The organism is Phytohabitans flavus (assembly GCF_011764545.1).
In the GTDB taxonomy this organism is placed as follows: domain Bacteria; phylum Actinomycetota; class Actinomycetes; order Mycobacteriales; family Micromonosporaceae; genus Phytohabitans; species Phytohabitans flavus.
The window spans coordinates 7,425,782-7,446,817 of sequence record NZ_AP022870.1 but is presented as its reverse complement, the minus strand read 5'-3'; the positions used below and the strand labels follow the sequence as shown (position 1 = coordinate 7,446,817).

General features: G+C 68.7%; 23 protein-coding genes, 1 tRNA gene and 1 riboswitch. Of the genes, 14 read left to right on the top strand and 10 right to left on the bottom strand.

Annotated features, from left to right (window positions below; genetic code table 11):
- Position 1: 1 nt before the first annotated feature.
- From Pflav_RS32820 to Pflav_RS32810, 3 genes are read right to left on the bottom strand one after another with little or no spacing between them, the layout of a single operon-like run.
- The gene (locus Pflav_RS32820) at positions 2–301 is read right to left on the bottom strand and encodes a hypothetical protein (protein WP_173040656.1); all 300 of its coding nucleotides are present in this window, start codon (positions 299–301) and stop codon (positions 2–4) included.
- Positions 302–310: 9 nt separating this feature from the next.
- On the bottom strand, positions 311–1,405 hold the full coding sequence (locus Pflav_RS32815; RefSeq protein ID WP_173040655.1) for a class E sortase: 1,095 nt from the start codon (positions 1,403–1,405) through the stop codon (positions 311–313).
- Between the two features lie 10 nt (positions 1,406–1,415).
- Positions 1,416–2,225, bottom strand: coding sequence for a DUF881 domain-containing protein (locus tag Pflav_RS32810; protein WP_173040654.1), 810 nt, complete (start codon positions 2,223–2,225; stop codon positions 1,416–1,418).
- 130 nt (positions 2,226–2,355) lie between these two features.
- Here Pflav_RS32810 and Pflav_RS32805 point away from each other — a divergent pair, with 130 nt between their 5' ends.
- The 5 genes from Pflav_RS32805 (at position 2,356) to Pflav_RS32785 (ending at position 7,863) form a co-directional block, all read left to right on the top strand.
- Entirely contained in the window at positions 2,356–2,619 is a 264-nt protein-coding gene (locus tag Pflav_RS32805) for a cell division protein CrgA (RefSeq protein ID WP_173040653.1), read from the top strand.
- A gap of 132 nt (positions 2,620–2,751) precedes the next feature.
- Entirely contained in the window at positions 2,752–4,866 is a 2,115-nt protein-coding gene (locus Pflav_RS32800; RefSeq protein WP_173040652.1) for a (Fe-S)-binding protein, read from the top strand.
- A gap of 46 nt (positions 4,867–4,912) precedes the next feature.
- A complete protein-coding gene (locus Pflav_RS32795; protein WP_173040651.1) occupies positions 4,913–5,476 on the top strand; it encodes a VanZ family protein in 564 nt (187 codons plus the stop codon).
- A 34-nt stretch (positions 5,477–5,510) separates the two neighbouring features.
- Positions 5,511–6,821: a hemolysin family protein gene (locus Pflav_RS32790; protein WP_173042771.1), complete on the top strand. Its 1,311-nt coding sequence runs from the start codon at positions 5,511–5,513 to the stop codon at positions 6,819–6,821.
- A complete protein-coding gene (locus tag Pflav_RS32785) occupies positions 6,814–7,863 on the top strand; it encodes a hemolysin family protein (protein WP_173040650.1) in 1,050 nt (349 codons plus the stop codon). The genes Pflav_RS32790 and Pflav_RS32785 overlap by 8 nt, the downstream gene beginning before the upstream one ends.
- On the opposite strand, the gene Pflav_RS32780 is transcribed toward Pflav_RS32785, so the two are convergent.
- Positions 7,814–9,631, bottom strand: a complete 1,818-nt coding sequence (locus Pflav_RS32780; protein WP_232072183.1) for an N-acetylmuramoyl-L-alanine amidase — start codon at positions 9,629–9,631, stop codon at positions 7,814–7,816. The two genes, Pflav_RS32785 and Pflav_RS32780, sit on opposite strands and share 50 nt — an antisense overlap.
- 638 nt (positions 9,632–10,269) lie before the next feature.
- Positions 10,270–10,405, top strand: a riboswitch (cyclic di-AMP (ydaO/yuaA leader).
- A gap of 10 nt (positions 10,406–10,415) precedes the next feature.
- On the opposite strand from Pflav_RS32780, the gene Pflav_RS32775 reads away from it, so the two are divergent.
- Positions 10,416–11,387 carry a C40 family peptidase gene (locus Pflav_RS32775; RefSeq protein ID WP_173040649.1) on the top strand — a complete coding sequence of 324 codons (972 nt, stop codon included), beginning with the start codon at positions 10,416–10,418 and terminating at the stop codon, positions 11,385–11,387.
- Positions 11,388–11,506: 119 nt separating this feature from the next.
- Here Pflav_RS32775 and dcd read toward each other — a convergent pair whose 3' ends face one another.
- Entirely contained in the window at positions 11,507–12,088 is a 582-nt protein-coding gene (gene dcd, locus Pflav_RS32770; protein ID WP_173040648.1) for a dCTP deaminase, read from the bottom strand.
- Positions 12,089–12,145: 57 nt separating this feature from the next.
- Here dcd and Pflav_RS32765 point away from each other — a divergent pair, with 57 nt between their 5' ends.
- Entirely contained in the window at positions 12,146–12,661 is a 516-nt protein-coding gene (locus Pflav_RS32765) for a pyridoxamine 5'-phosphate oxidase family protein (RefSeq protein ID WP_173040647.1), read from the top strand.
- Between the two features lie 109 nt (positions 12,662–12,770).
- Positions 12,771–12,844 (top strand) — tRNA-Gly (locus Pflav_RS32760).
- A gap of 359 nt (positions 12,845–13,203) precedes the next feature.
- Here the strand turns inward: Pflav_RS32760 and Pflav_RS32755 are convergent.
- Positions 13,204–13,494, bottom strand: a complete 291-nt coding sequence (locus tag Pflav_RS32755; RefSeq protein WP_173040646.1) for a helix-turn-helix domain-containing protein — start codon at positions 13,492–13,494, stop codon at positions 13,204–13,206.
- Positions 13,495–13,644: 150 nt separating this feature from the next.
- Positions 13,645–13,887 carry a type II toxin-antitoxin system RelE/ParE family toxin gene (locus Pflav_RS46525; protein WP_232072181.1) on the bottom strand — a complete coding sequence of 81 codons (243 nt, stop codon included), beginning with the start codon at positions 13,885–13,887 and terminating at the stop codon, positions 13,645–13,647.
- A gap of 177 nt (positions 13,888–14,064) precedes the next feature.
- On the opposite strand from Pflav_RS46525, the gene Pflav_RS32745 reads away from it, so the two are divergent.
- Positions 14,065–14,439 carry a nucleotide pyrophosphohydrolase gene (locus tag Pflav_RS32745; protein WP_232072179.1) on the top strand — a complete coding sequence of 125 codons (375 nt, stop codon included), beginning with the start codon at positions 14,065–14,067 and terminating at the stop codon, positions 14,437–14,439.
- Here the strand turns inward: Pflav_RS32745 and Pflav_RS32740 are convergent.
- Complete coding sequence (locus Pflav_RS32740) at positions 14,416–14,967, bottom strand: phosphoribosyltransferase family protein (RefSeq protein WP_232072177.1); 552 nt, start codon at positions 14,965–14,967, stop codon at positions 14,416–14,418. The two genes, Pflav_RS32745 and Pflav_RS32740, sit on opposite strands and share 24 nt — an antisense overlap.
- 132 nt (positions 14,968–15,099) lie before the next feature.
- Between Pflav_RS32740 and Pflav_RS32735 the strand changes: the two genes are divergently transcribed.
- The 4 genes from Pflav_RS32735 (at position 15,100) to Pflav_RS32720 (ending at position 19,456) form a co-directional block, all read left to right on the top strand.
- Entirely contained in the window at positions 15,100–15,723 is a 624-nt protein-coding gene (locus Pflav_RS32735; protein WP_173040644.1) for a septal ring lytic transglycosylase RlpA family protein, read from the top strand.
- Between the two features lie 109 nt (positions 15,724–15,832).
- Positions 15,833–16,960: a PP2C family protein-serine/threonine phosphatase gene (locus Pflav_RS32730; RefSeq protein WP_173040643.1), complete on the top strand. Its 1,128-nt coding sequence runs from the start codon at positions 15,833–15,835 to the stop codon at positions 16,958–16,960.
- Positions 16,961–17,195: 235 nt separating this feature from the next.
- Positions 17,196–19,055 carry an acyl-CoA dehydrogenase gene (locus tag Pflav_RS32725; RefSeq protein ID WP_173040642.1) on the top strand — a complete coding sequence of 620 codons (1,860 nt, stop codon included), beginning with the start codon at positions 17,196–17,198 and terminating at the stop codon, positions 19,053–19,055.
- 62 nt (positions 19,056–19,117) lie between these two features.
- The gene (locus tag Pflav_RS32720; RefSeq protein WP_232072175.1) at positions 19,118–19,456 is read left to right on the top strand and encodes a DUF6458 family protein; all 339 of its coding nucleotides are present in this window, start codon (positions 19,118–19,120) and stop codon (positions 19,454–19,456) included.
- Positions 19,457–19,490: 34 nt separating this feature from the next.
- Here the strand turns inward: Pflav_RS32720 and Pflav_RS32715 are convergent, their stop codons facing one another.
- On the bottom strand, positions 19,491–19,985 hold the full coding sequence (locus tag Pflav_RS32715) for a SixA phosphatase family protein (protein WP_173040641.1): 495 nt from the start codon (positions 19,983–19,985) through the stop codon (positions 19,491–19,493).
- A 51-nt stretch (positions 19,986–20,036) separates the two neighbouring features.
- Here Pflav_RS32715 and Pflav_RS32710 point away from each other — a divergent pair, with 51 nt between their 5' ends.
- Positions 20,037–20,318 carry a DUF6458 family protein gene (locus Pflav_RS32710; protein ID WP_173040640.1) on the top strand — a complete coding sequence of 94 codons (282 nt, stop codon included), beginning with the start codon at positions 20,037–20,039 and terminating at the stop codon, positions 20,316–20,318.
- Here Pflav_RS32710 and trhA read toward each other — a convergent pair.
- On the bottom strand, positions 20,309–20,986 hold the full coding sequence (gene trhA, locus Pflav_RS32705; protein ID WP_173040639.1) for a PAQR family membrane homeostasis protein TrhA: 678 nt from the start codon (positions 20,984–20,986) through the stop codon (positions 20,309–20,311). The two genes, Pflav_RS32710 and trhA, sit on opposite strands and share 10 nt — an antisense overlap.
- Positions 20,987–21,036: the final 50 nt, after the last annotated feature.

Genomic DNA, 21,036 nt, shown 5'->3' with positions numbered 1-21,036 from the left:
ATCACCTAGGGGTCGCGGGCTGTTCCGTGCTGTACGGGATATCGTGCTCGTCCCCGGTCGCTGGCTCGTCCTCAACCCCGGGCGCGCCGGGCTGGACGGGTGCGCCGGACTCGCCGGACTCTCCGGCCGGGACCCCCGAGTCCTCGGTCACCTGCACGTCGTCGAACGGCAGGAGCGGCTCGGCCCAGGGAAAGACCACGTACCAGAACAATGCCCCGATAGCGGCGATGAGTACCAGCGAGGTGGCCAGCTTGGCCGGCCACGGCCGAAACGGTAGGTGTCGCCAGATCCACGCGTACATCCCGCGCCCCTAACCCAGCTCCGCCGGCTGGCCGTCGGACCGGGCCTGCGTACGGGTCAGCTCGCCGTGCACGATAAGGCGCTGATAGTTGTCCAACTTCGGGTTGCAGGTGGTGAGCGTGACCATCGCCTGGGTCGGCTTCTTACCCGGCTCCCCAGGCACTGGCGCCACGACCTCGACCTGCGTCGGCCGCACGATCCGCGTGCGAACCACCTTGTAGACGAACCACTGGGTCTTGGTCTCCACAACGATCACGTCGCCGTTGTCGAGCTCGTCCAGCCGCCAGAACGTGGCCCGGTTGCGATGCCCGGCGACGGCGAAATTGCCGATCTTGCCCGGATCTGCGCTGCTGGGATAGTGGCCAGGCGCGTACCGGATGTCCTTTTGCGTGACGCCCTCTACGACCACCCACTGCTTGTCGAGCTTGGGGATATAGAGGCGGGCGATCGCGTTGCCGGCCAGCGGCTTGGGGGAGGCGCTCGGCGTGGGGCCGACGGTCGGGTCCGGCTGGTCCCACTGCTGGTCCAGCTGCTGGCCGAGCGTGTCCTGGTGGCCGCCGATGATCGCGGTGGTGCCCCACACCTCGTACGCCGCGAAAAGCAGCACGATCACGCCGAGCGTAATCAGGAGCTCGCCGACGCCGCGCACGCCGGCGCGGATACGGGAGCCGATCGTCGGGCGGGTGAGCTCGGAATACACGCTCTTGTAGCCGTCGTCGGTCTGCTCCGGCCGCAGCTTGACCACCCGCTCGCCGCGCCGTGGCTGCGTACGCACGGGCGCGGCCGTGGCGGCGCCCTCGGGCAGGTCGGGCTTGGGCGGCACCGGCGGTACGGCGCCGAGCAGCCCGGTCGCGTCGGACGACACGGCCGGGATGATCGCGGTGGGCGTCTCAGGCCGGTCCAGCGGAACGCGGGCCGGAGGCGGCGGCAGGTCCGCCGGCGGCCGCCCAGCCACGGGACCCGGAGGCGGGCCGGGCACTACCGGCGGGCCGGTGGGCGCGGCCGGTCGAGGGCTTGGCCGCACCGCGCGGGGCGCACTCTCTTCGGTCACGCGGGGGATGATCGCGGTCTGGTCTTCCCCGTCCGTCGCACGATGCCGGCTCACCGCAGATCCTTCACTTCGGCGGCACCTCGACCTCGCTGAGGGCGCTGGAACCGTCGTATGCCGGCACCGTCACGTTTCCTTCCACGGTCTCGCGGTAGCCGAGGCCGAAGTGGTCCACAGCATCGCGGAACAGGCGCACGCCGTCGGAGGCATCCAGAGCACCGCGCAGCTTCGCCGGGTCACCGATTGCGGTGATCTTGAAGGGTGGGGAATACACCCTCCCGTGGAGCAGCAGCGTGTTGCCAACGCAGCGTACCGCGCTGGTAGAGATCACCCGGACATCCATGATCGACATCGCTTCGGCGCCTCCGGCCCACAGTGCGTTGACTACAGCCTGAACGTCACTCTGGTGTACAACGAGGTCGTCGTTGCTTGGGTTGCCCGGCCGGGTCTCGCCCAGCCGAGGCGCGTCGTCGAGCTCCACGGTCAGCCCTGGCCCGCGCAGCTTGGTGAAGCCCGCGCTCTGGCGGCTCGCCTCACCTCGGCGCCGCTGGTCGGCGATCGGTGCGTCCGAGCCGGCGAGCGCCTCCGTCTCCGCCTCGACCTCGGCCAGCAGCGCCGCGCGCCGGCGGTCGCTCGCCTCGACCCGCTCCCGCCGATCCTCGATGAGCTGGGCGAGCTGGGGGCGACGATCTTCGCGCAGCGACGTACCGTTGGCTGTGGTCGCGCTGGTGGTGAAGAGTAGGCCAGCGGCGATCGCGATCAGAGGGACGCCGACTGACCAGGGAGATCGCCGTCGCCCGGTGGGTCGGGAGAAGAGCCCGGAGGCTGCCGTCCGCAGTGCCTCACGCCACGAGGCGCCGCCGGAGGTGTACTCCACCCGTCTCAGCCCCCTCGTGCTTCCGCGCGCCGGCTTGACTACTCTAGCGGTAGGTGCGAGCCTCGCCCGGCTGACGGCCGGGTGCAGCGGCGCTAATCTATGTACCAAAGCGTTGACAGGAGTAAGCGTCGTGCCCAAGTCTCAGGTCCGGAAGAAGAAGGTCTACACGCCGCCGACCGATGTCCGTCCGTCGGCAGCGCAGGCAGCCAAGAAGCCGAGCCCCATCTGGCTGCCGGCCACCGCCGTGGCCCTCATCTTCGCTGGCATTGGTTGGCTCGTCGTCTACTACTTGACCGAGACCCTCTACCCCGTCGAGTCCTGGGGGTATTGGAACCTCGCGGTCGGCTTCGGCTCGATGGTCGCCTCGCTGATCCTGCTGTCGCGCTGGCGGTGATCGGCAGGCCCGGCCGACCCTCTAAGGTTGCCGTGGGCTGCGACTTTACTCACGTTACCGTTCGGTAACCCAACCAGTACGCTGCTCTCGTGGCGGTGAGGCCACGACCTTTCCACAGGGAGGGCGACGTACATGGGCACCGTCCAGATCGTGACCTCTGCCGTAGCGGCTGTGATCACTGCGGTAGCGGTGGTGCTGGCCGTGCGGGCGGTCTGGCGGATGGTGGCGGTGATCCGTGTGGGTCAGCCGGATCCGTCCCGGTTTGGTAACTGGCCAGTCAGGCTCGGGCGGATGCTGTCCGAGACGGTCGGCCACACGCGGATGTTGAAGTGGTCGGTGGTCGGGGCGGCGCACTGGTTCGTGATGGTCGCGTTCATCGTGCTGTCGCTGCTGGTGTTGGAGGCCTACTTCGAGGTTGTCGACCCGGACGCCGGTCTTCCCGTCATCGGTGGTTGGGCGGTCTACGGGCTGGCCACCGAGGTCATCGGGGTATTCGGGCTGGCCGGGATCCTGGTGTTGATCGGTATCCGGCTGGCAAACCGGCCCACCCGGCCGGCAGGACGGTCGCGGTTCACCGGGTCGACGATGTGGCAGGGCTACTTCGTCGAGTGGGTGATCGTCGCGGTCCTGCTCTGCGGATTCCTGATCCGTGGGTTCAAAGCCGCGGACGGACACCTGGAGTGGCCGACCTGGGCAGCCCCGGTCTCTCACGGGCTCGGCGACCTGCTGCCCGCCTCACCGGCCGGCCTGTCCACGGTCGCGATGGTCAAGATCGTGGTGTCGATGACCTGGCTGATCGTCATCGCCACCCACCTCACCATGGGCGTGGCCTGGCACCGGTTCGCCGCGTTCTTCAACATCTTCTTCAAGCGCGACCCAAGCCGGCCCGCCGGCTCCGGCCTCGGCGCCCTCAGGCCCATGACCTCGAACGGCAAGCTGCTGGACTTCGAGGAGGCCGACCCGGACAAGGACCAGTTCGGGGTCGCCGCCGTCGAGCAGTTCACGTGGAAGGGGCTGCTGGACTTCACCACCTGTACCGAGTGCGGCCGCTGCCAGTCCCAGTGCCCCGCCTGGAATACCGGCAAGCCGCTCTCCCCGAAGCTGCTCGTGCTCTCCCTGCGCGACCACGCCTACGCCAAGGCCCCCTACCTGCTCGCCGGCCCCAACCCCGACCACTCGAACGTGGACGCTCTCGCCCTGGCCGAAGCCCAGCGGCCCTTGATCGGCGGCCCGGACGAGCAGGGCGTGATCGACCCGGACGTGCTGTGGTCCTGCACCACCTGCGGCGCCTGCGTCGAGCAGTGCCCGGTCGACATCGAGCACGTCGACCACATCGTCGACATGCGCCGCTACCAGGTCCTGATCGAGTCCTCCTTCCCGTCCGAGGCCGGAGTGATGCTGCGGAACCTGGAAAACAAGGGCAACCCATGGGGCGCCCCGCCGAACACGCGCGAAGACTGGACCAAATCCCTCGACTTCGAGATCAAGCGTGCCGACGGCGACACCGAGTTCGAGTACCTGTACTGGGTCGGGTGTGCTGCCGCGTTCGAAGACCGGGCCAAGAAAACCGCCCGCGCCGTCGCCACTCTCCTGCACGAGGCGGGGGTCGACTTCGCCATCCTCGGCGAGGGCGAGACCTGCACCGGGGATCCGGCCCGCCGTATCGGCAACGAGTTCCTCTTCCAGATGCTCGCCCAGCAAAACGTCGAAACGCTGACCGAGGCCAAGGTCACCAAGATCGTCGCCTCATGCCCGCACTGCTTCAACACCCTGGCCAACGAGTATCCGCAGCTGGGGCTGAAGAACGTGCAGGTCGTGCACCACACCCAGCTCCTGGCCGACCTGGTCGCCGCCGGAAAGCTCACCCCGGTCCAGCCGCTGGACGGGACGGTCACCTATCACGACCCCTGCTACCTCGGCCGCCACAACCGGGTCTTCACCCCACCCCGCGAGCTGCTCACCAACGCCACCGCCAGTGGCATCACCGAAATGCCCCGAAACACCGAGCGCTCCTTCTGCTGCGGTGCCGGCGGTGCTCGCATGTGGATGGAAGAGCGCATCGGCAAACGCATCAACACCGAACGGGTCGACGAGGCCCTCGACACCGGCGCCACCACCATCGCCGTCGGCTGCCCCTTCTGCCACACCATGATCAATGACGGCGTCACCGGCAGGGGAGCCAGCGAAAAGGTCGAGGTCGTCGACGTGGCTACCGTTCTCCTCCGATCGGTCAAGGCCGGCGCGTAGCGAAATGCGGTAAAAAGGACCGTCTGATGATGAGAGGCGGTATCCCGTGCTGGGTTGGGCGAACGACTTCCTGGCGCAACCGTGGCCGGCGCTGACGTTCCTCGCCTTGGCGCTGGTGGCCGCGGTCACGCACCACCCGCTGGCGCGGCGGCTCGGCTGGGCGCGGTGGCCCACGCTCGGCGCGATGCTCGGCGCCGCGGCGGTGGCCACGCTCACGCTGCTGCCCGCACCGGACACCTCGATCGGCGGTCCCGACCTCTCGGCGATCGGCTCGTGCGCGGGCGCCCTCTTCGACCCGCCGGCGCTGTGGCACGCCCTCACCACCACAGCTGACAAGGGCGAACGGGTGGGCAACGTGCTCATGTTCGTACCGATGACGTTTTTCGCCGTGCTCGCCGCGCGGCGGCCCGGGCGTGTGGCGGGCGTGGCGGTACTCGTGCCGGTCGCGATCGAGTTCACTCAGGCGATCATGAGCGCGGGCCGGGCCTGCATCGCCAACGACTGGGTCAACAACGCGATCGGGGCGGTGCTGGGGGTACTCCTCGGCGTGCTGGCCACCCGCACGTCAACCCGTCAACCCGCTGGCGTGGGAGAATCACCGCCGAGGTGAACCGACCATCGACGGTTTATTACTTACCACGATCCTGCCGCTGCTCGGCTTCGCTGCCCTGACGGCGGGCAACGCGTTCTTCGTCGCGGCGGAGTTCGCGCTCGTGACCGTCGACCGGGCGGATATCGACCAGCGCGCCGAGGCGGGCGACCGCCGGGCCGCCACTGTGCAGAAGGCGCTGCACGCGCTGTCGTTCCAGCTCTCCGGCGCACAGCTGGGCATCACGATCACCGCGCTGCTGACCGGTTACCTGGCCGAGCCGGCGCTCGCCAAGCTCTTCGCCCCGGCGATCCGCCCGCTCGCCGGTGCCTCCACCGACTCGGTCACCCCGGTGTTCGCGCTGGTACTGGCCACGTTGCTGTCCATGCTTTTCGGCGAGTTGGTACCCAAGAACGCCGCCCTCGCCCGTCCGATGCCGGCGGCTCTGCGGACAGCCGGGCCGATGCGCGGCTTCTCGATGATCCTCGGCTGGGTGATCCGGGGGCTCAACAACTCGGCCAACTGGCTCGTGCGCCGCCTCGGGGTCGAGCCGCAGGAAGAGCTGGCCAGCGCTCGTTCGCCGGAGGAGCTGGGGCTGCTGGCGGCGATCTCGGCGCGGGCCGGCGCGCTCCCGACCGAGACGGCGCGGCTGCTGCAACGCACGATCCGCTTCGGCGAAAAGCGGGCCGCCGAGGCGATGACCCCGCGCGTGGACGTGATCGCGCTGAAGAGCACCGCTACCGTGGCCGAGCTCATCGCCGCCGCCCAGGAGACCGGTCACACCCGCTTCCCGGTGTACGAGGACACGCTCGACCTGGTCACGGGCGTGGCCGGCGTGCCGGACGCGCTCGGCGTACCCCCGGCGAGAAGGTCGACCACGACGGTGGCCGCGGTGGCCCGCGAGCCGGTCTACGTCCCAGAGAGCCTGGATCTTGATGGTGTGCTTGCCGCGCTCCGCGCGGCCGACGCCGACCTGGCGATCGTGGTCGACGAGTACGGCGGCACCGACGGCGTCGTCTCAGTGGAAGACCTCGTCGAGGAGCTGGTGGGGGAGATCGCCGACGAGTTCGACCCGGACGCGGTCGACCATGCCGGGCCGGTGGAGCTGACCGTGCCGGGCGGCGAGCGGACGTTCCAGGTCGACGGCCTGCTCCGCGGCGACGAGGTGGCCGAGCAGATCGGCTTCCGGCTGCCCGAGGGGCCGTACGAGACGCTCGCCGGCTTCCTCATGGCGCGGCTCGGGCACATCCCGGTGGCCGGCGAGACCGTGGTCGAAAAGGGCTGGGAGTTTACGATCGTGGAGGTCGACCGGCACCGGATCGAGCAGGTGCGCGTGGTGGCGCCGGAGGTGGCGAACCATGACTAAGGTCCTGATCACGGTGTTCCTGCTGCTCGGCAACGCTTTCTTCGTGGGCAGCGAGTTCGCGCTGATCGCCTCCCGCCGCACGGTCATCGAGCCGCTCGCGGAGACCTCCCGGCGGGCCCGGTGGGCGCTCGCCGCGATGAACCAGATCCCACTCATGATCGCCGGCGCCCAGCTGGGCATCACGGTCTGCGCGCTGCTGCTCGGCGCGATCGCCGAGCCGGCGCTGGCCCACCTGCTGGAAGGGCCGTTCCACGCGCTGGGCGTGCCAGACAGTGCGCTGCACCCGGTGGCGTTCGTGCTGGCCCTGGGGATTGTGATCTTCCTGCACACGGTGATCGGCGAGATGGTCCCGAAGAACATCACGCTCGCCGGTCCGGAGGTGTCCGCGCTGTGGCTGGGGCCGGCGATGCTGGCGTTCTGCCTGGCCACGAAGCCGCTGCTGGTCGCCATGAAGTGGGCGTCCCGGATGGTCCTGCGGATCTGGCGGGTCGAGGCCACCGACGCGGTCAAGACCGTCTTCACGGCCGAGGAGCTGGCGGCCCTTGTGTCGCAGGCGCGCACCGAGGGCCTGCTGGACGCCGAGGAGCACGCGCGGATCACCGGCGCGCTGGCGCTCAACCGACGCACGGCCGCCGACACGCTCCGCCCCTGGACCCAGGTCACGACCGTCTCGGAGGACGTCTCGCCGGCGTCGCTGGAGGTGCTCGCCACGCGTACCGGCCGCTCGCGGTTTCCAGTGGTGCACCGGGCGACCCGGCGGGTGCTCGGCTTCGTGCACGTCAAGGACGTGCTCGGGTACGAGGGCCCGCGCCGGACCGCCCCGGTGCCGCAGGAGATCATGCGCCCGCTGGCCGTGGTGCCACCCGAGCGGACGCTGGCCGAGCTGCTGCTCGCCATGCGCCGCGAGCGGCGGCACATGGTGCTGGTCAGCGACGGCCGCGCCGCGCTCGGGGTGGTCACCCTCGACGACGTGCTGACGGCGGTCGTCGGTCCTAGATCGGCGACGGCAAGATCGACACGTCAGCTAGATCCACAAACATGAGCCGGTGTCCGAACTGGAACTGCACGTACTTCTTCTCGCCCCGGATCACCGTCCAGTCGCCCGGTGACGAGCCGTCGAACGTCACCGCCCGGTAGTACTCGCCTGGCAGCACGTTTCCCACCGCGTACCGCTGGCCGGCCGCCAACGTGTACTGGAGCGGCGCGATGGTCTGGTACGGCATGCCCTCCGGGTAGGCAGCCTGCTCCGGGTACGCGCGCCCGTACACCGGGATCGTTGCTTTGCCTGCTTTGGGGGTGACCACCAGACCGGTGGCCCACTTCGCGGTGGGCGCCGAGCGTGGGTTGTGGAACCACGCCTTCTGCCCCAGGTACCAAATCGCCGTCCAGTCTCCCTGCCGGTCGGCCACCGCGTATGTCTGCCCAGCCGACGCCCGTGCGCCGTGGTCGGAGATGTGCATCGTGGCGTCCTCGCCACCCGGCCGCAGGCCGATGTCCTTGATCAGCGGTGCGGCCGGGTGCGGCGCGGTGCGGAGGATGACCGCTGACGAGCCGCGCGGTGGGCAGGGCGCGACCGGGTCGCTGCCGCACCCGACGAACGCCGGCTTGTTCGTCGCGAAGTCCGGGTCGATCGTCACCAGCCCGCTGCCCGGCCAGCCCAGCGTGCGGAACGGCGCCTTGAGCAGGTCGAAGTAGTGCGACCAGTCCCAGTACGGGCCCGGGTCCCAGTGCATGCCGCGCACGTTGGCCGCCAGGGTGCCGGGCACGTTGTCGTGGCCGATGATGTGGTTTCTGTCCAGCGGGATGCCCAGCCGCAGCGCGAGGTGTCGCACCAGCTTGGCCGAGGTGCGGTACATCGCCTCGGTGTACCAGGTGCCCTGCGCCGCGAAGCCCTCGTGCTCCAGGCCGATCGACTTCGCGTTGACGTACCAGTTGCCCGCGTGCCACCCCACGTCCTTGGCCTTGACGTGCTGCGCGATGTGCCCATCCACTGAGCGGAGCGTGTAGTGCCAGCTCACGTACGTGGGGTCGAGCACCAGGTCGACCGACGGCTGGAAGTAGCCCTCGGTGTCGTGGATGACGATGTACTCGATCTTCTGCTGCTGCGGGCGGTTGCCCTTGTCGTGGTTGCCGTAGTCGCCGCCGCCCAACTCCTGGTACGGCGCCGGGATCCACTCGCAGGAGATGTCCGTCGGGCACTCCAGGCCGTCCGGGCGGGCCAGCTTGCGCAGGCCCAGGCGGGACAGCCAGTCGCGCGCCGGGACGACGTCGCGCGCGGCCAGCGCCACCCGCTGCCCGTCGTCGGTCACCCGCGTCGCGCCGGTCCGGATCGTCGCGAAGACCTCGTCGGCGAAGGCCGCCGCGGCATCGGCGCTGTCCGCGCCGCTGTACCTGGCCACCGCGCCATACCAGGCCGCGGGGTCGCTCGCGCTCCCCGCCGGTCCACCAATGCTTCGCTGGTACGAGGCGAGGAGTGCCGCCCCGCCGGCGATGTTCGCCGAGGGGGTGGTGCGCAGGTCCGCCTCGGAGGCACCGGTGATCGCCGCGGCCCGGTCGAGGGTCTGGAGCGCCTCGGGTGCCGGGGCGGGCACACCACCCGAGTCGACGTTTCGCGCGGGGCGGCTGCTGTCGCCGCGCGGGTCCTCGCCGTCGTGGTCGTGGTGGTTGCCGCTCCGACTCGGCAGTGCGGTCACGTACTCGGCGTCGGTGAGGTGCATCGGGCCGTAGCCGCCGCTGGTGCTCGGGGTGCCGGCGTTGGTGTCCCAGCGGGACTCCAGGTAGGAGACGCCGAGCAGGACGCTCTCCGGCACGCCGTAGGCCGCGGCGGCGGCCGTGTACTCCCGCTGTCTGATGTCCTGTCCGGGGCTGGACGCGGGGACGGGGCGGCCGGCACAAGGGCCGCCGCTCCGACCACCGCCGTGCTGAGTGCGATCCGCGCTGACAGACGGTGCATCCGAACCTCCATTCGGGGGGTGAGCCCACCCTCGCCCGGCCGGCCCGTCTTCGTCAATAGATGCCGCTAGATGTCGCGCGCTCGTAAAAAAGCTTCAGAGTCCTCGGCCGTCGATTGTCCGCCTTGCCGCGAACCTCCACAATTGAGCAATCTCGCGCAAGATGCACGCGACGCGCCGGCTGGCCGTACTCCTGTCCTCGCACTCGCGGTCGACGGCCGGCGACGCGTCGCTACCGAGATGCCACTGAGCGTGTCCATTGTGAATTCCGAACCACTCCGAATCGGCGGAAAGAGTCTGTTCGCAGACAACGACCGGCACGCTCGCCTGCTCGAATACGTGTTCTAACCATTGATTTGGAACGCTTCGATACACGAGGCGCTACCGGCCGGTATACGCAACGAATGGGTTGTCCACACAGCTTGCGCGGGCGATTGCGCCACTCCTACCCTTGGGGATCGTTGAGCCGGCGGTCGGCCTCCCAGCCTGGGAGACCACGGCTCAGCCCGCCGAGTCGGACCAACGTACGAGCCGGGGACCCAAGCACCTCGGGGTGAATCCGCGAAAGCGGTAGGGCGCGCTCTCCCGCCCGAACCCGTCAGCTAACCCGGTAGGCGGCCAAGGAGAAGGAGTAACGGCTCCGGTGGCACGCTATGCCGCGCGTCGCACCGTAATTACCGCTCTCGTCGCTGTCGCGACCGTGCTCTCCAGCGGCACCGTGGCGCGGGCCGCACCTTCACCCGCTGAGATCGAAAAGCAGATCGACGCGGCGTGGGTCAAGCTGGAGCCGCTGGCTGAAAAGCACAACGCGACCCGGCTGGATCTCCAGGCGAAGCGACAGAAGGCCCAGGTGCTGGCCAAGAAGATCGCGCCGCTTCAGCTGCAGATCGACCTCGCCATGGCGAAGGTGGGGGAGTACGCGGCAGAGCAGTACAAGGGCGGTAACTTCTCGGCGCTCAACGCGATGCTGACGACAGGTTCACCTACGACATTCGCCGACCAGCTTGAGATGCTCGACGTCTTCGCCCGCCGCTCGCAGAAGGACATCCAGGCGGTCGTCGACCTTCGCGAGCGGTACGCGGCGCAGAAGGCGCCGCTCGACCAGCTCGTCGGCCAGCTCACCGAGGAAGAGGCGCAGCTGGCGGCGAAGAAGAAGCAGATCGACACCGAGATCACCAAGCTGGAGAAGATGCGCCTCGACGCGTATGGCAGCAACGGTGGCATCGGCGAGCTACGCCCGGCGCCCTGCCCTGTGCAGTACGACGGCAGTGCCGGTACCAAGGCGGCCAAGTTCGCCTGCGCCCAGATCGGCAAGTCGTATGTCTTCGGTTCCGAAGGCCCCAACTCGTACGACTGCTCGGGCCTCACGATGCAGGCCTGGGCCGCCGCGGGTGTTGGCCTGCCACACAACGCCGCACGGCAGCGCGGCACGGTGCCGTCGGTCAGCCGGAGCAATTTGAAGGTCGGCGACCTCGTCTTCTACTACAGCGACCTGCATCACGTCGGCATCTATGTCGGCGGCGGCTACATCGTCGATGCGTCCAAACCGGGCGTACCGATCCGGATGCGCACGATCAACGCCGCGCCGATCCATAGCTACGGCCGGCCCGGATAGGCGTTACTCACCCCCGTGGCCGCGCCTGTTGCGTGTTCCCCCGTCACGCGACGCGCACCGGCCAGTAAGGAGACGCCCTCCCATCCATCCGGGGTGGGAGGGCGTCTCCTGCTGTCCGGTTATTTCGTGGTCGGCCACGTCCGCCAGTTTTTCCACGCACGGCTGGGCGTGGGGCCGCGCTGGCCCTGGTAGCGCGAGCCGTACACGGTCGAGCCGTACGGGTGCTCGGCGGGCGAGGAAAGCCGGAAGATGCAGAGCTGGCCGATCTTCATGCCCGGCCAGAGCGTGATCGGCAGGTTGGCCACGTTCGACAGCTCAAGCGTCACGTGGCCGGTGAAACCCGGGTCGATGAAGCCGGCCGTCGAGTGCGTGAGCAGCCCCAGTCGGCCCAGGCTCGACTTTCCCTCCAGGCGGCCGGCGAACCGGTCGCCGAGGGAGATGACCTCCAGCGTCGAGGCCAGGACGAACTCACCCGGGTGCAGCACGAACGGCTCGCCGTCCGGCACCTCGACCTGCGAGGTCAGCTCATCCTGCTGCACCGAGGGGTCGATGTGCGTGTACAGGTGGTTGTTGAATACCCGGAAGAGCCGATCGAGCCGCACGTCGATGCTCGATGGCTGGACCAGCGCCGGCTCGAACGGATCGAGCGCGAGGTTGCCCGCCTTGATCTCGGTGACGAGGTCACGGTCGGAGAGCAGCATCAACACACCATAGGGGAACACTACCTGGGTCGAACGTATGTTCGATAGAATGTCGGCATGGCATCCTGGTCCGACTTCACCGCCGACGAGCCCCGCCTAGCCGAGGCGATCCGCACCCTCATGCTGCAGTACGGGCCCGGCCTGGGCTACCTGGCGACCGTCCGGTCCGACGGCGGCCCGCGGGTGCACCCGGTCTCGCCGGTCATCACGGACGACGGGCTGTATTGCTTCGTGGTCGACTCGCCCAAGCGTCGCGATCTCGAGCGCGACGGGCGGTATGCGCTGCACTCGTTCCCGCCCGAGGACAGCGACGACGAGGCCTACCTGGCCGGCCGCGCCACGGTGGTCACCGACCGCGCCAAGGTCGCCCGCCTGGCCGGCCACCTCCGCGCGGCGCCGCATGTCGATTGGCGCCTATTCGAGTTCACCGTGGACGTAGCGATGGTCGCCCGCCACGGCCGCAACGGCGCCACCCCGTTCGCGGTCGAGCCTCCGGCCCGCCCCGCGGTGCAAGTCTGGCTGGACCCGTCGGCCGCAGCGTCAGAGCCAGCCGAGGCCCGCGCGGCCAGCTGAGCAGCCCTTGTGGCGGCCCGCCTGTTCGGTGAGCCGCGTGCGGTCTGACCTGGTCCGCGGCGAGGTGCATGCGCGCCCGTTGACCGACCAGGTACAGTGGTCTCCGCTTGCGGGTGTAGTTCAATGGCAGAACATCAGCTTCCCAAGCTGACAGTGCGGGTTCGATTCCCGTCACCCGCTCCACAAATGAAGGCCCCCTGGTCAGGCAGATGTCGAGGCTAGGCGTTCGTCATTTCGGTGCACAGTCAGCTGCTGTCGTGCCAACTGGCTCCCCACCTTGGACATATGCCCTATCGGCGTGGAGTGGCAGGGTCGAGGTTGTTGGTCTTGACCAGGCGCTAGCGTCCTGGCAACAGCCGTTGTGCCTCGCTGAGACCTGACTCGCAGTGCTGGCACAGCGCGCGAAGCATGTGCAGCACGGCGACGTCGGTTGTCATGACAGTGGCACTGAACCTGCAGGCCGCGTGATGAGCTCCCATAGCGCGCCTCCTTGACGATCGGGCTTGCGGAGATCGGGAGAGCCTTGCCTTCCTCGAGCTCGATCAAGCAGCGACTGAGTTGTGGGGGCGAAACGCGATGTCGAGGTCTGCGTCCAGCGCTGCTGCTAGGCGGGCCAGCAGTGGCACGGTCGGGGTGGCTCCGCCGGACTCCAGGCGGGAAAGCTGCGGCTGCGTCATGCCGGCGCGCTCCGCGAGTTCGGCCTGGGTCATCGCGAGTTCGGTCCGCCGGTCGTGAACCATCTGCCCAAGCAACAGCGCCGCGCGGGCTTCCTCGTACGCGGCGGCGTGTTCGTCGGCGCCCGTGCGCTCCCAACGGCTGTGACGGGTAGTCATCGTCTGGTCCTCCGGTTCCTCAGAGCCATTTCCGTTCGTATGTCTCGGTCGCGGGAGCGTGAGTCTCGTGCCCTGACTCGCACACTTGCTGGGCTGCAATCGCCCGTGCGACCTCTGCTCGCTCGATCTGTCGCATCTTGCGGAACACGGTCAGCAACACTGCTCGCGCGCCCGGGCTAGCCAGTAACTGATCCGGACGGCGGAGCGGTCAAGGTGAAACCGCAGCTCGCGCGTCTTGCCGCTGAGATGTCGCGAATACGGCTCGCCGAGTGTCTCGGCTCGTTCAGCGAGGATGTCCGCCATAGCTTCGACCTTCGCGTAGTCCTTGAGCCGTAACATCTCAAGCCAGTCCCGTACCTCGGGTTCCAGCTCGATGTCGTAGCGACCCTTCACCGCACGAGCATATACCGTTCTTGGTATGTCGGCCAGCTCGCCGTCCCTATGTGGTGCCGGCCCCGGCGCTGGTCTGCTCCCCGGTGGGTGGGTCGAGGGCATACGGGACGGACAGGTGGTAAGGGACTGTTGGCCTGCCACCAGCCGGACCGGACCTGAACGCCTAGAGTGACCGGCGTGTCTGATCGGTTGGTGGAGTTTCAGCGAGAGGTGCGTGCCTTCACCGAGGTGCGCGACTGGCAGCAGTTCCACACGCCGAAGAACCTCGCCATGGCCCTCGCCGGCGAGGTGGGTGAGCTCCTCGCCGAGTTCCAGTGGCTCACGCCGGACGAGTCGGTGCGCGTCATGAGTGACCCCGATGCTGGCGCACGGGTCGCGGCTGAGATCGGTGATGTCGTGATCTACCTGACCCGGCTGGCGGACGTCCTCGGCGTCGACCTCGTCGAAGTCGCCCGCGCGAAGTTGGCTGACTCCGACAAGCGGTACCCCGTCGAAGGCTCCCGCGGCTCGGCGCAGAAGGCGCCCGCGTCAGTCCGGGGCGAGGTCGTCTGAGGTCAGCAGTGACCTGATGCCCAGCTCGGCGGTCACCTCGCGGTCGCAGTCTGCGACTACCGCGGCGCAGCCCACCGGCGTCGCGCCCAGGGTTTGGATTACCTCGTACAGCGCGCGCACCTGGGCGCCTGTCGTGACCCAGTCGTCCACGACCAGCACGCGGTCGGTCGGGCCTAGCAGGCGGCTGCGGATGCCCAGGCCCGGCGTCCTGCCGCGGTAGTCGGGAGCGGTGCGGGCCCAGGTCACCGGCTCGGCGATCTGGCGGTCGGCGCCTTCTTTGTGCCCGGCCGCGAAGCCCACGCCCAGCGCGGCGGCGGCCAAGGGGCCCAGCAGGTACCCGGTGACCTCGGGCGAGACCACGACCGTGGGGCGCGCGGGCCGGAAGAGGCCGGCCAGCGCTGGCCCTAGGGCGGCGATGATCTCTGGGTCGCGCCACCAGCCGGACATATCGCTGACCAGATGTGTGCTCTCTGGGCCCAGGTCGATCCAGCGGAAGGTCTCGATCAGGCGTTTTGCAAGGTCAGGCACAGGTCTATGGTCCGTCAGTGGACAACCGACCCACGCGGCCTCGGTCGAATGGCTGAACGTTTCACCACAAAGCCGTACGAATGCCATAGATCACTTTGACACCACAAGTGCAGAGCTGTTTACGGTCCGCCGGTGACCGGAAAGCATCACCGCAGGTCCCAGGGGAGTCGAATCAGCGCCGTGGCCTCGGCGGCCGTGGTTGGCACGCTGCTCGTCGGGGGTGGGGTGGGCGCGGTCCGCCTGGTCGGCGCGCGTGGCCCGGAGACGGTGGAGATCGTCGCGCCGACGACAAGCCCGCCGGCGCCGGAGGCAACGAGCACGCAAGAGCCGGCGCCGACAACGACGAACGCGCCGGAGCCGACCAGATCGCCGCAGCGGGCATCCCGGGGCAACGCGCGGTCCGCGGAGCCGAGTCCGAGCAGGACCACTCCCAAGGCCACGACCAGCCCCAAGCCCAAGACCGAGGTGGTCACGGACACGGGGTCGTGCGGCGCCTCCTTCTACGACGAGCCGCAGGCGACCGCGAACGGCGAGCAGTTCGATCCGGAGGCGCTGACCGCGGCGCACAAGACGTGGGCGTTCGGTACGCGGGTGCGGGTGACCAACCCGGACAACGGCAAGTCGGTCATCGTCCGCATCAACGACCGCGGGCCGTACATCGACGGGCGTTGCATCGATCTGTCCCGGGCGGCGTTCCGCGCGATCGCGTCGCTGGGCCTCGGGCACATCGACGTGAGTTACGAAATTCTGAAATGACCGGGTGAAAGGCAACCCCCAGCCAAGCCGATCGTGAACTTTGCACCAGGTGGCCAAAACCCCATCGGTCGAGGGGCCAACTTCGTTCAGTCGCGCCCGTCGATCAGGCATGCTGTTCGGCGTACCCATGCGTTTGCTGCCACCGGGCCGCCGCCCGCTGAGCTCTGGTTCCCGCGCCGGCCTCGGCGCGGCCCTTGTGCTGCTCGCACTCGTGTCGGCGATCGAGCTTGCGGACGGCTCGGAGGCCCGCTACATCGGCCTGATCGTGGCGGCGCCCTTTCTAGCCGCGGCGTTCGCCTCCTGGCGGGTGGTGCTGGGGGTCGGTGTGCTGGCCACCGCGGTTGGCGGTGTGTTCGCCCTGACCGCCCAAGAAAACCGGCTGGCCAACCTGACGATCGTCGTGGGCATCGGCCTGGCCACAGCCATCGCGGCCGCGGTCGCCTTCATCCGTGAACGGCAGGCCGAGCGCATCGCCGAGCTGTCCCGGCTGGCGTCCGTGGCCCAGCAGGCGGTGCTGCGGCCGCTGGGACCCCAGGTGGGCGCGCTCGCGGTCGCCGGGCGGTACATCTCGGCGACCGCAGCCGCCGACATCGGTGGTGATCTCTACGAGGCGCTGGACACCCCGTACGGCGTTCGCATGATCATCGGGGACGTGCGGGGCAAGGGACTCGACGCGGTACGCCTGGCCAGCATCGTGCTCGGCTCCTACCGCCACGTGGCGTACGAGCGGGCCGACCTGCGCGCGATCGTGGCCGACCTGGACCGGGCGGTGGCGCGCAGCGTGGGCGACGAGGACTTCGTGACCGCGGCGCTGGTGGAGGAGCGGGGCGGCACGCTCACGATCGTCAACTGCGGTCACCCGGCACCGCTGCTGCTCCGCCGTGGGGAGGTGATCCCGCTGGAGCCGCCCGCGCCGGCGCCGCCGCTGGGCTTCATGCCAGTCGTACGCCCGCGGGTCGAGCGCCTCGAGCCTGGTGACCGGCTGCTGCTCTTCACCGACGGGCTGGGCGAGGCGCGGCGGGAGGGTGAGTTCTTCCCGACCGCCGATCGGGCCTGGCGGCTGCTCGGCCACGGGACCGTCGGCGACGGGCTGGCCTCGCTGGAGACCGCCCTTGTCGAGTGGGTGCACGGCCGCCTCGACGACGACATCGCGCTTGTGCTGATGGAGTACGCAGGCGCCCGTCCCGTCACCGCCGCCGCGGTGCCGAGCTGGGAAGTGGGCGCCCCGGAAAGTTAGGCGCCGCGTTTTGCCCACAGATGGCGGGTATCCGACCCAACGAGGCGGTATCGACCGGCGTGCCGAGAGTGTCGGTGTGCCGACTTGCTAGTGGAGCTAATCGCCACTAAAAGGGCAAAACTCCTACAGTGTGGCGACGGTCACTTCGACCGGCTCCTTGTCGGGTCTTACTCGCCGGTAATAAAATCCTCATTACTGACCGGTAACCACAGCCCGGGAGCGGGGGCCAGTAAGCATGACGCACTACAAGAGCAATGTGCGGGACCTGGAGTTCAACCTCTTCGAGGTCTTCGGTCCTGAGGGGCAGGCGTTCGGCCAGGCGCCGTACTCCGATATCGATGCGGACACGGCCCGCAGCATCCTCGGCGAGATGGACCGCCTGGCCCGCGAGGACCTCGCGGCGGGCTTCGCCGTAGGTGACCGCACGCCGCCGGTGTTCGACCCCGCGACCCACTCGGTCGTGATGCCCGAGGCGTTCCGGAAGTCGTACGACGCGTTCATGAAAGCGGAGTTCTGGCGGCTCGACCTCCCTGAGGTGATCGGCGGCACGCCGGCGCCCCGCATGTTCTGGTGGGCCATGGCCGACCTGGTGCTCGGCTCCAACGCGCCGGTCTGGATGTACGCCTCCGGCCCCGCCTTCGCCAGCACCCTCCACCGCGAAGGCACGCCCGAGCAGAAGGAGTGGGCAAGGCTCTTCGTCGAGAAGCGCTGGGCCTCGACAATGGTGCTCACCGAGCCGGACGCCGGCTCGGACGTGGGCGCCGGCCGCACGCGGGCGATCCCGCAGCCGGACGGCAGCTTCCACATCGAGGGTGTGAAGCGGTTCATCACGAGTGGTGAGCACGACCTTTCGGGAAACATCATCCACTACGTGCTCGCCCGTCCGGTCGGCGTCGAGGGGGCGGGTGGCCCGGGCACCAAGGGCCTGTCGCTGTTCATCGTGCCGAAGTTCCACTTCGACTCCACGACCGGTGAGCTCGGTGAGCGCAACGGTGTCTTCGCCACGAACGTCGAGCACAAGATGGGCCTCAAGGTCTCCACGACCTGCGAGCTGACCTTCGGCGAGCACGGGGTCCCGGCCAAGGGCTGGCTCCTCGGCGGCGTGCACGAGGGCATCCGGCAGATGTTCCTGATCATCGAGTACGCCCGGATGATGGTCGGCACCAAGGCGATCGCGACCCTGTCGACCGGCTACCTCAACGCGCTGGAGTACGCGAAGGAGCGCGTCCAGGGCGCCGACCTGCTCCAGATGAACGACAAGACCGCGGCCCGTGTGAGGATCACGCACCACCCGGACGTGCGTCGGTCGCTCATGCTCCAGAAGTCGTACGCCGAAGGGCTGCGGGCCCTGGTCATGTACACCGCGAGCTGGCAGGACCGGATCAACATCGCCGAAGCGGCCGGTGACGAGCAGACCGCCAAGGTCGCCAAGCGGATCAACGACCTGCTGCTCCCGTTGGTGAAGGGCGTCGGTTCCGAGCGGGCGTACGAGATGCTGGGCCACGAGTCGCTACAGACCTTCGGGGGCTCGGGTTACCTTCAGGACTACCCGCTTGAGCAGTACGTCCGCGATTCGAAGATCGACACGCTGTACGAGGGCACGACCGCGATCCAGAGCCTCGACCTGTTCTTCCGCAAGGTGGTCAGGGACGGCGGTACGGCACTGATGAGCGTGGCGGCTGAGATCCAGGCATTCCTGGAGACCGAGGCAGGCAACGGCCAGCTCAAGGAGGAGCGGCTGGCGCTGGGCAAGGCACTGGCCGAGCTACAGAACATCCTCGGCACGATGACCGGGTGGCTCGGCGAGGCGCAGGGCGGCGAGCCGCGCGCGCTGTACAAGGTGGGGCTCAACTCGCGGCGCCTGCTGCTCGCGCTCGGCGACCTGATCATCGCCTGGCTGCTCCAGCGGCAGGCCGAGGTGGCGCTGCGCGCGCTGGCCGGCCAGCCGTCCGCCGCCGACAAGTCCTTCTACGAGGGCAAGGTCGCGGCGGCCCGGTTCTTCGCGCACGAGGTACTGCCGCGCATCGGCGCCGACCGCCGGATCATCGAGTCCACCAACCTCGACCTGATGGACCTGGCCGAGGAAGCCTTCTGAGCCCTGCCGTGCGGCTGTGAAGCCTGCGGCCAAAGTCGGGCAAGCCGGGCAGTGTGCGCTATGTGCCACTGCCCGGCATTTTGCTGCGCATCGCCCATAACGGACGCTGTAATGGTGCGATGGGCATCAGCGGCGGGATCTTCCTGATCGCGCTGGGCGCCGTGCTGGCGTTCGCGATCAATTTGAATCCATTCTGGATCGACATCGACATGGTCGGCGTGGTGCTCATCCTCGCTGGCGTAGCCGTGATCGTCGTGACCTTGTGGTACTGGAAGGATCGGCGGCGGCGGGTCATCCGCTCGTGGATCGAGGAAAACCGGCTCTCCCACCAAACGGGTGATGGCGGCTCGCAGCCTCCGATCCCGCCGGAAATGCCACCGCCGCCGTCACCGTCGGGCTGAGGCCGCCGCAGGCGCGACAGCGGGCAAACAGGCCCTAGCCCCGCGCCGTGTGCGTGATCGCCAGCGAAGCCTTGCCAGGCTCGCAGTCCGCCCACGTACCCTCGAAACGGTGCACCGCCAGCCCGCTCGTCCGCAGGCCGTCCGAGTCGCGCACCGCCGCCGGGTCGAGCAGGACGGACAGCTCGGAGATCGTCGGGTTGTGGCCGACGACCAGCACGATCTCCGCGCCCTCGGCCGCGCCGCGGATGAGATCGAGCAGCTCACTGGCCGTCCCGCCGTACGCCATCGGCTCATAACGGACCTCGGGCCCGGACCCGAGTGCGAGGGCGAGGCCGTGCCAGGTCTGGCGGGTCCTCTTCGAGGGCGAGCAGATGACCTCGGCCGGCAGCAGGTCGCGGCGGGCCAGCCAGGCGCCGGCCGCCGCAGCGTCGCCGTGGCCGCGCGCGGTGAGTGGCCGGTCGATGTCGGGGGTGCCCACGGGGCGCTCGGCCTTGGCGTGGCGCAACAGCACGAGGGTGCGTTCCGTCATGGGTAACAGCTTGCCTGATTGGGGCATTAAACATCTGGGTAAGCAACCGTTATGGGTATCGGCGGAAGCATCTTCCTCATCGCGTTGGGTGCGATCTTGGCATTTGCGGTCGAGGCCAACCTCGGTTGGCTCGATATCAACGTTGTCGGCTGGGTGCTCATGGTCGTCGGAGTCGCCCTTCTCGTCTTCACCATCTGGTTCTGGCAAAGCCGCCGGCGCACCACGACCGTGGTGCAGCCAACAATCCAAGAACGGGTCGTACCGGTACAGACTGAGCGGGTCGTAGAGGAACGGCGCGAAGTGCGCCCTCCGAGCGGCCGACTCTACGAGTAAAGCGCGAAGTAGATCGCAATGTGGTGGCACAGCGCGGCCACCAGTGTGCAGGCGTGAAAGAACTCGTGGTGGCCGAAGACCGTCGGCCACGGGTTGGGGCGGCGTAGCGCGTAGAAGACGGCACCGACCGTGTACGCCACGCCGCCCGCAACCAGCAACACCAGCGCGGCCGCGCCGCCGTGACGACCAATGTCGGGCAGCACGGCGATCGCGACCCAGCCCAGCCCGACGTACAGCGGCGCGGAGGCCCAGCGTGGTGCGTGCGGCCAGACAAGCTTGAGCGCGACGCCACCCACGGCGCCGATCCACACGATCGCGAGCAGGATGGTGGCGAGCTTGGTCGGCAGCAGGAGCACGCAGAACGGCGTGTAGGTCCCCGCGATGAAGATGAAGATCATGGAGTGATCGAGGCGCCGCATGATCTGGAAGCCACGCGGTGACCACACCCGCCGGTGGTAGATCGCGCTCGTGCCGAATAGCCCGCACACCGTGAGGCTGTAGATCACGCAGCTCACCAGGGGTGCGTTGCCCGGCCGTGCGGCGGCCAGCGAGCAGAGCACGACGCCGCAGATCGCGGCCACGAAGAACGCGTACGCATGCAGCCAGCCACGCATGCGCGGCTTGCCTACGTCGACCGGGCGTAGCCGGACAGGTGCCTCAGCCGTCACGGAATCCAGGTTACGACACCGTAGGTTACTTGCAAGTAGAGCTGAGAAGT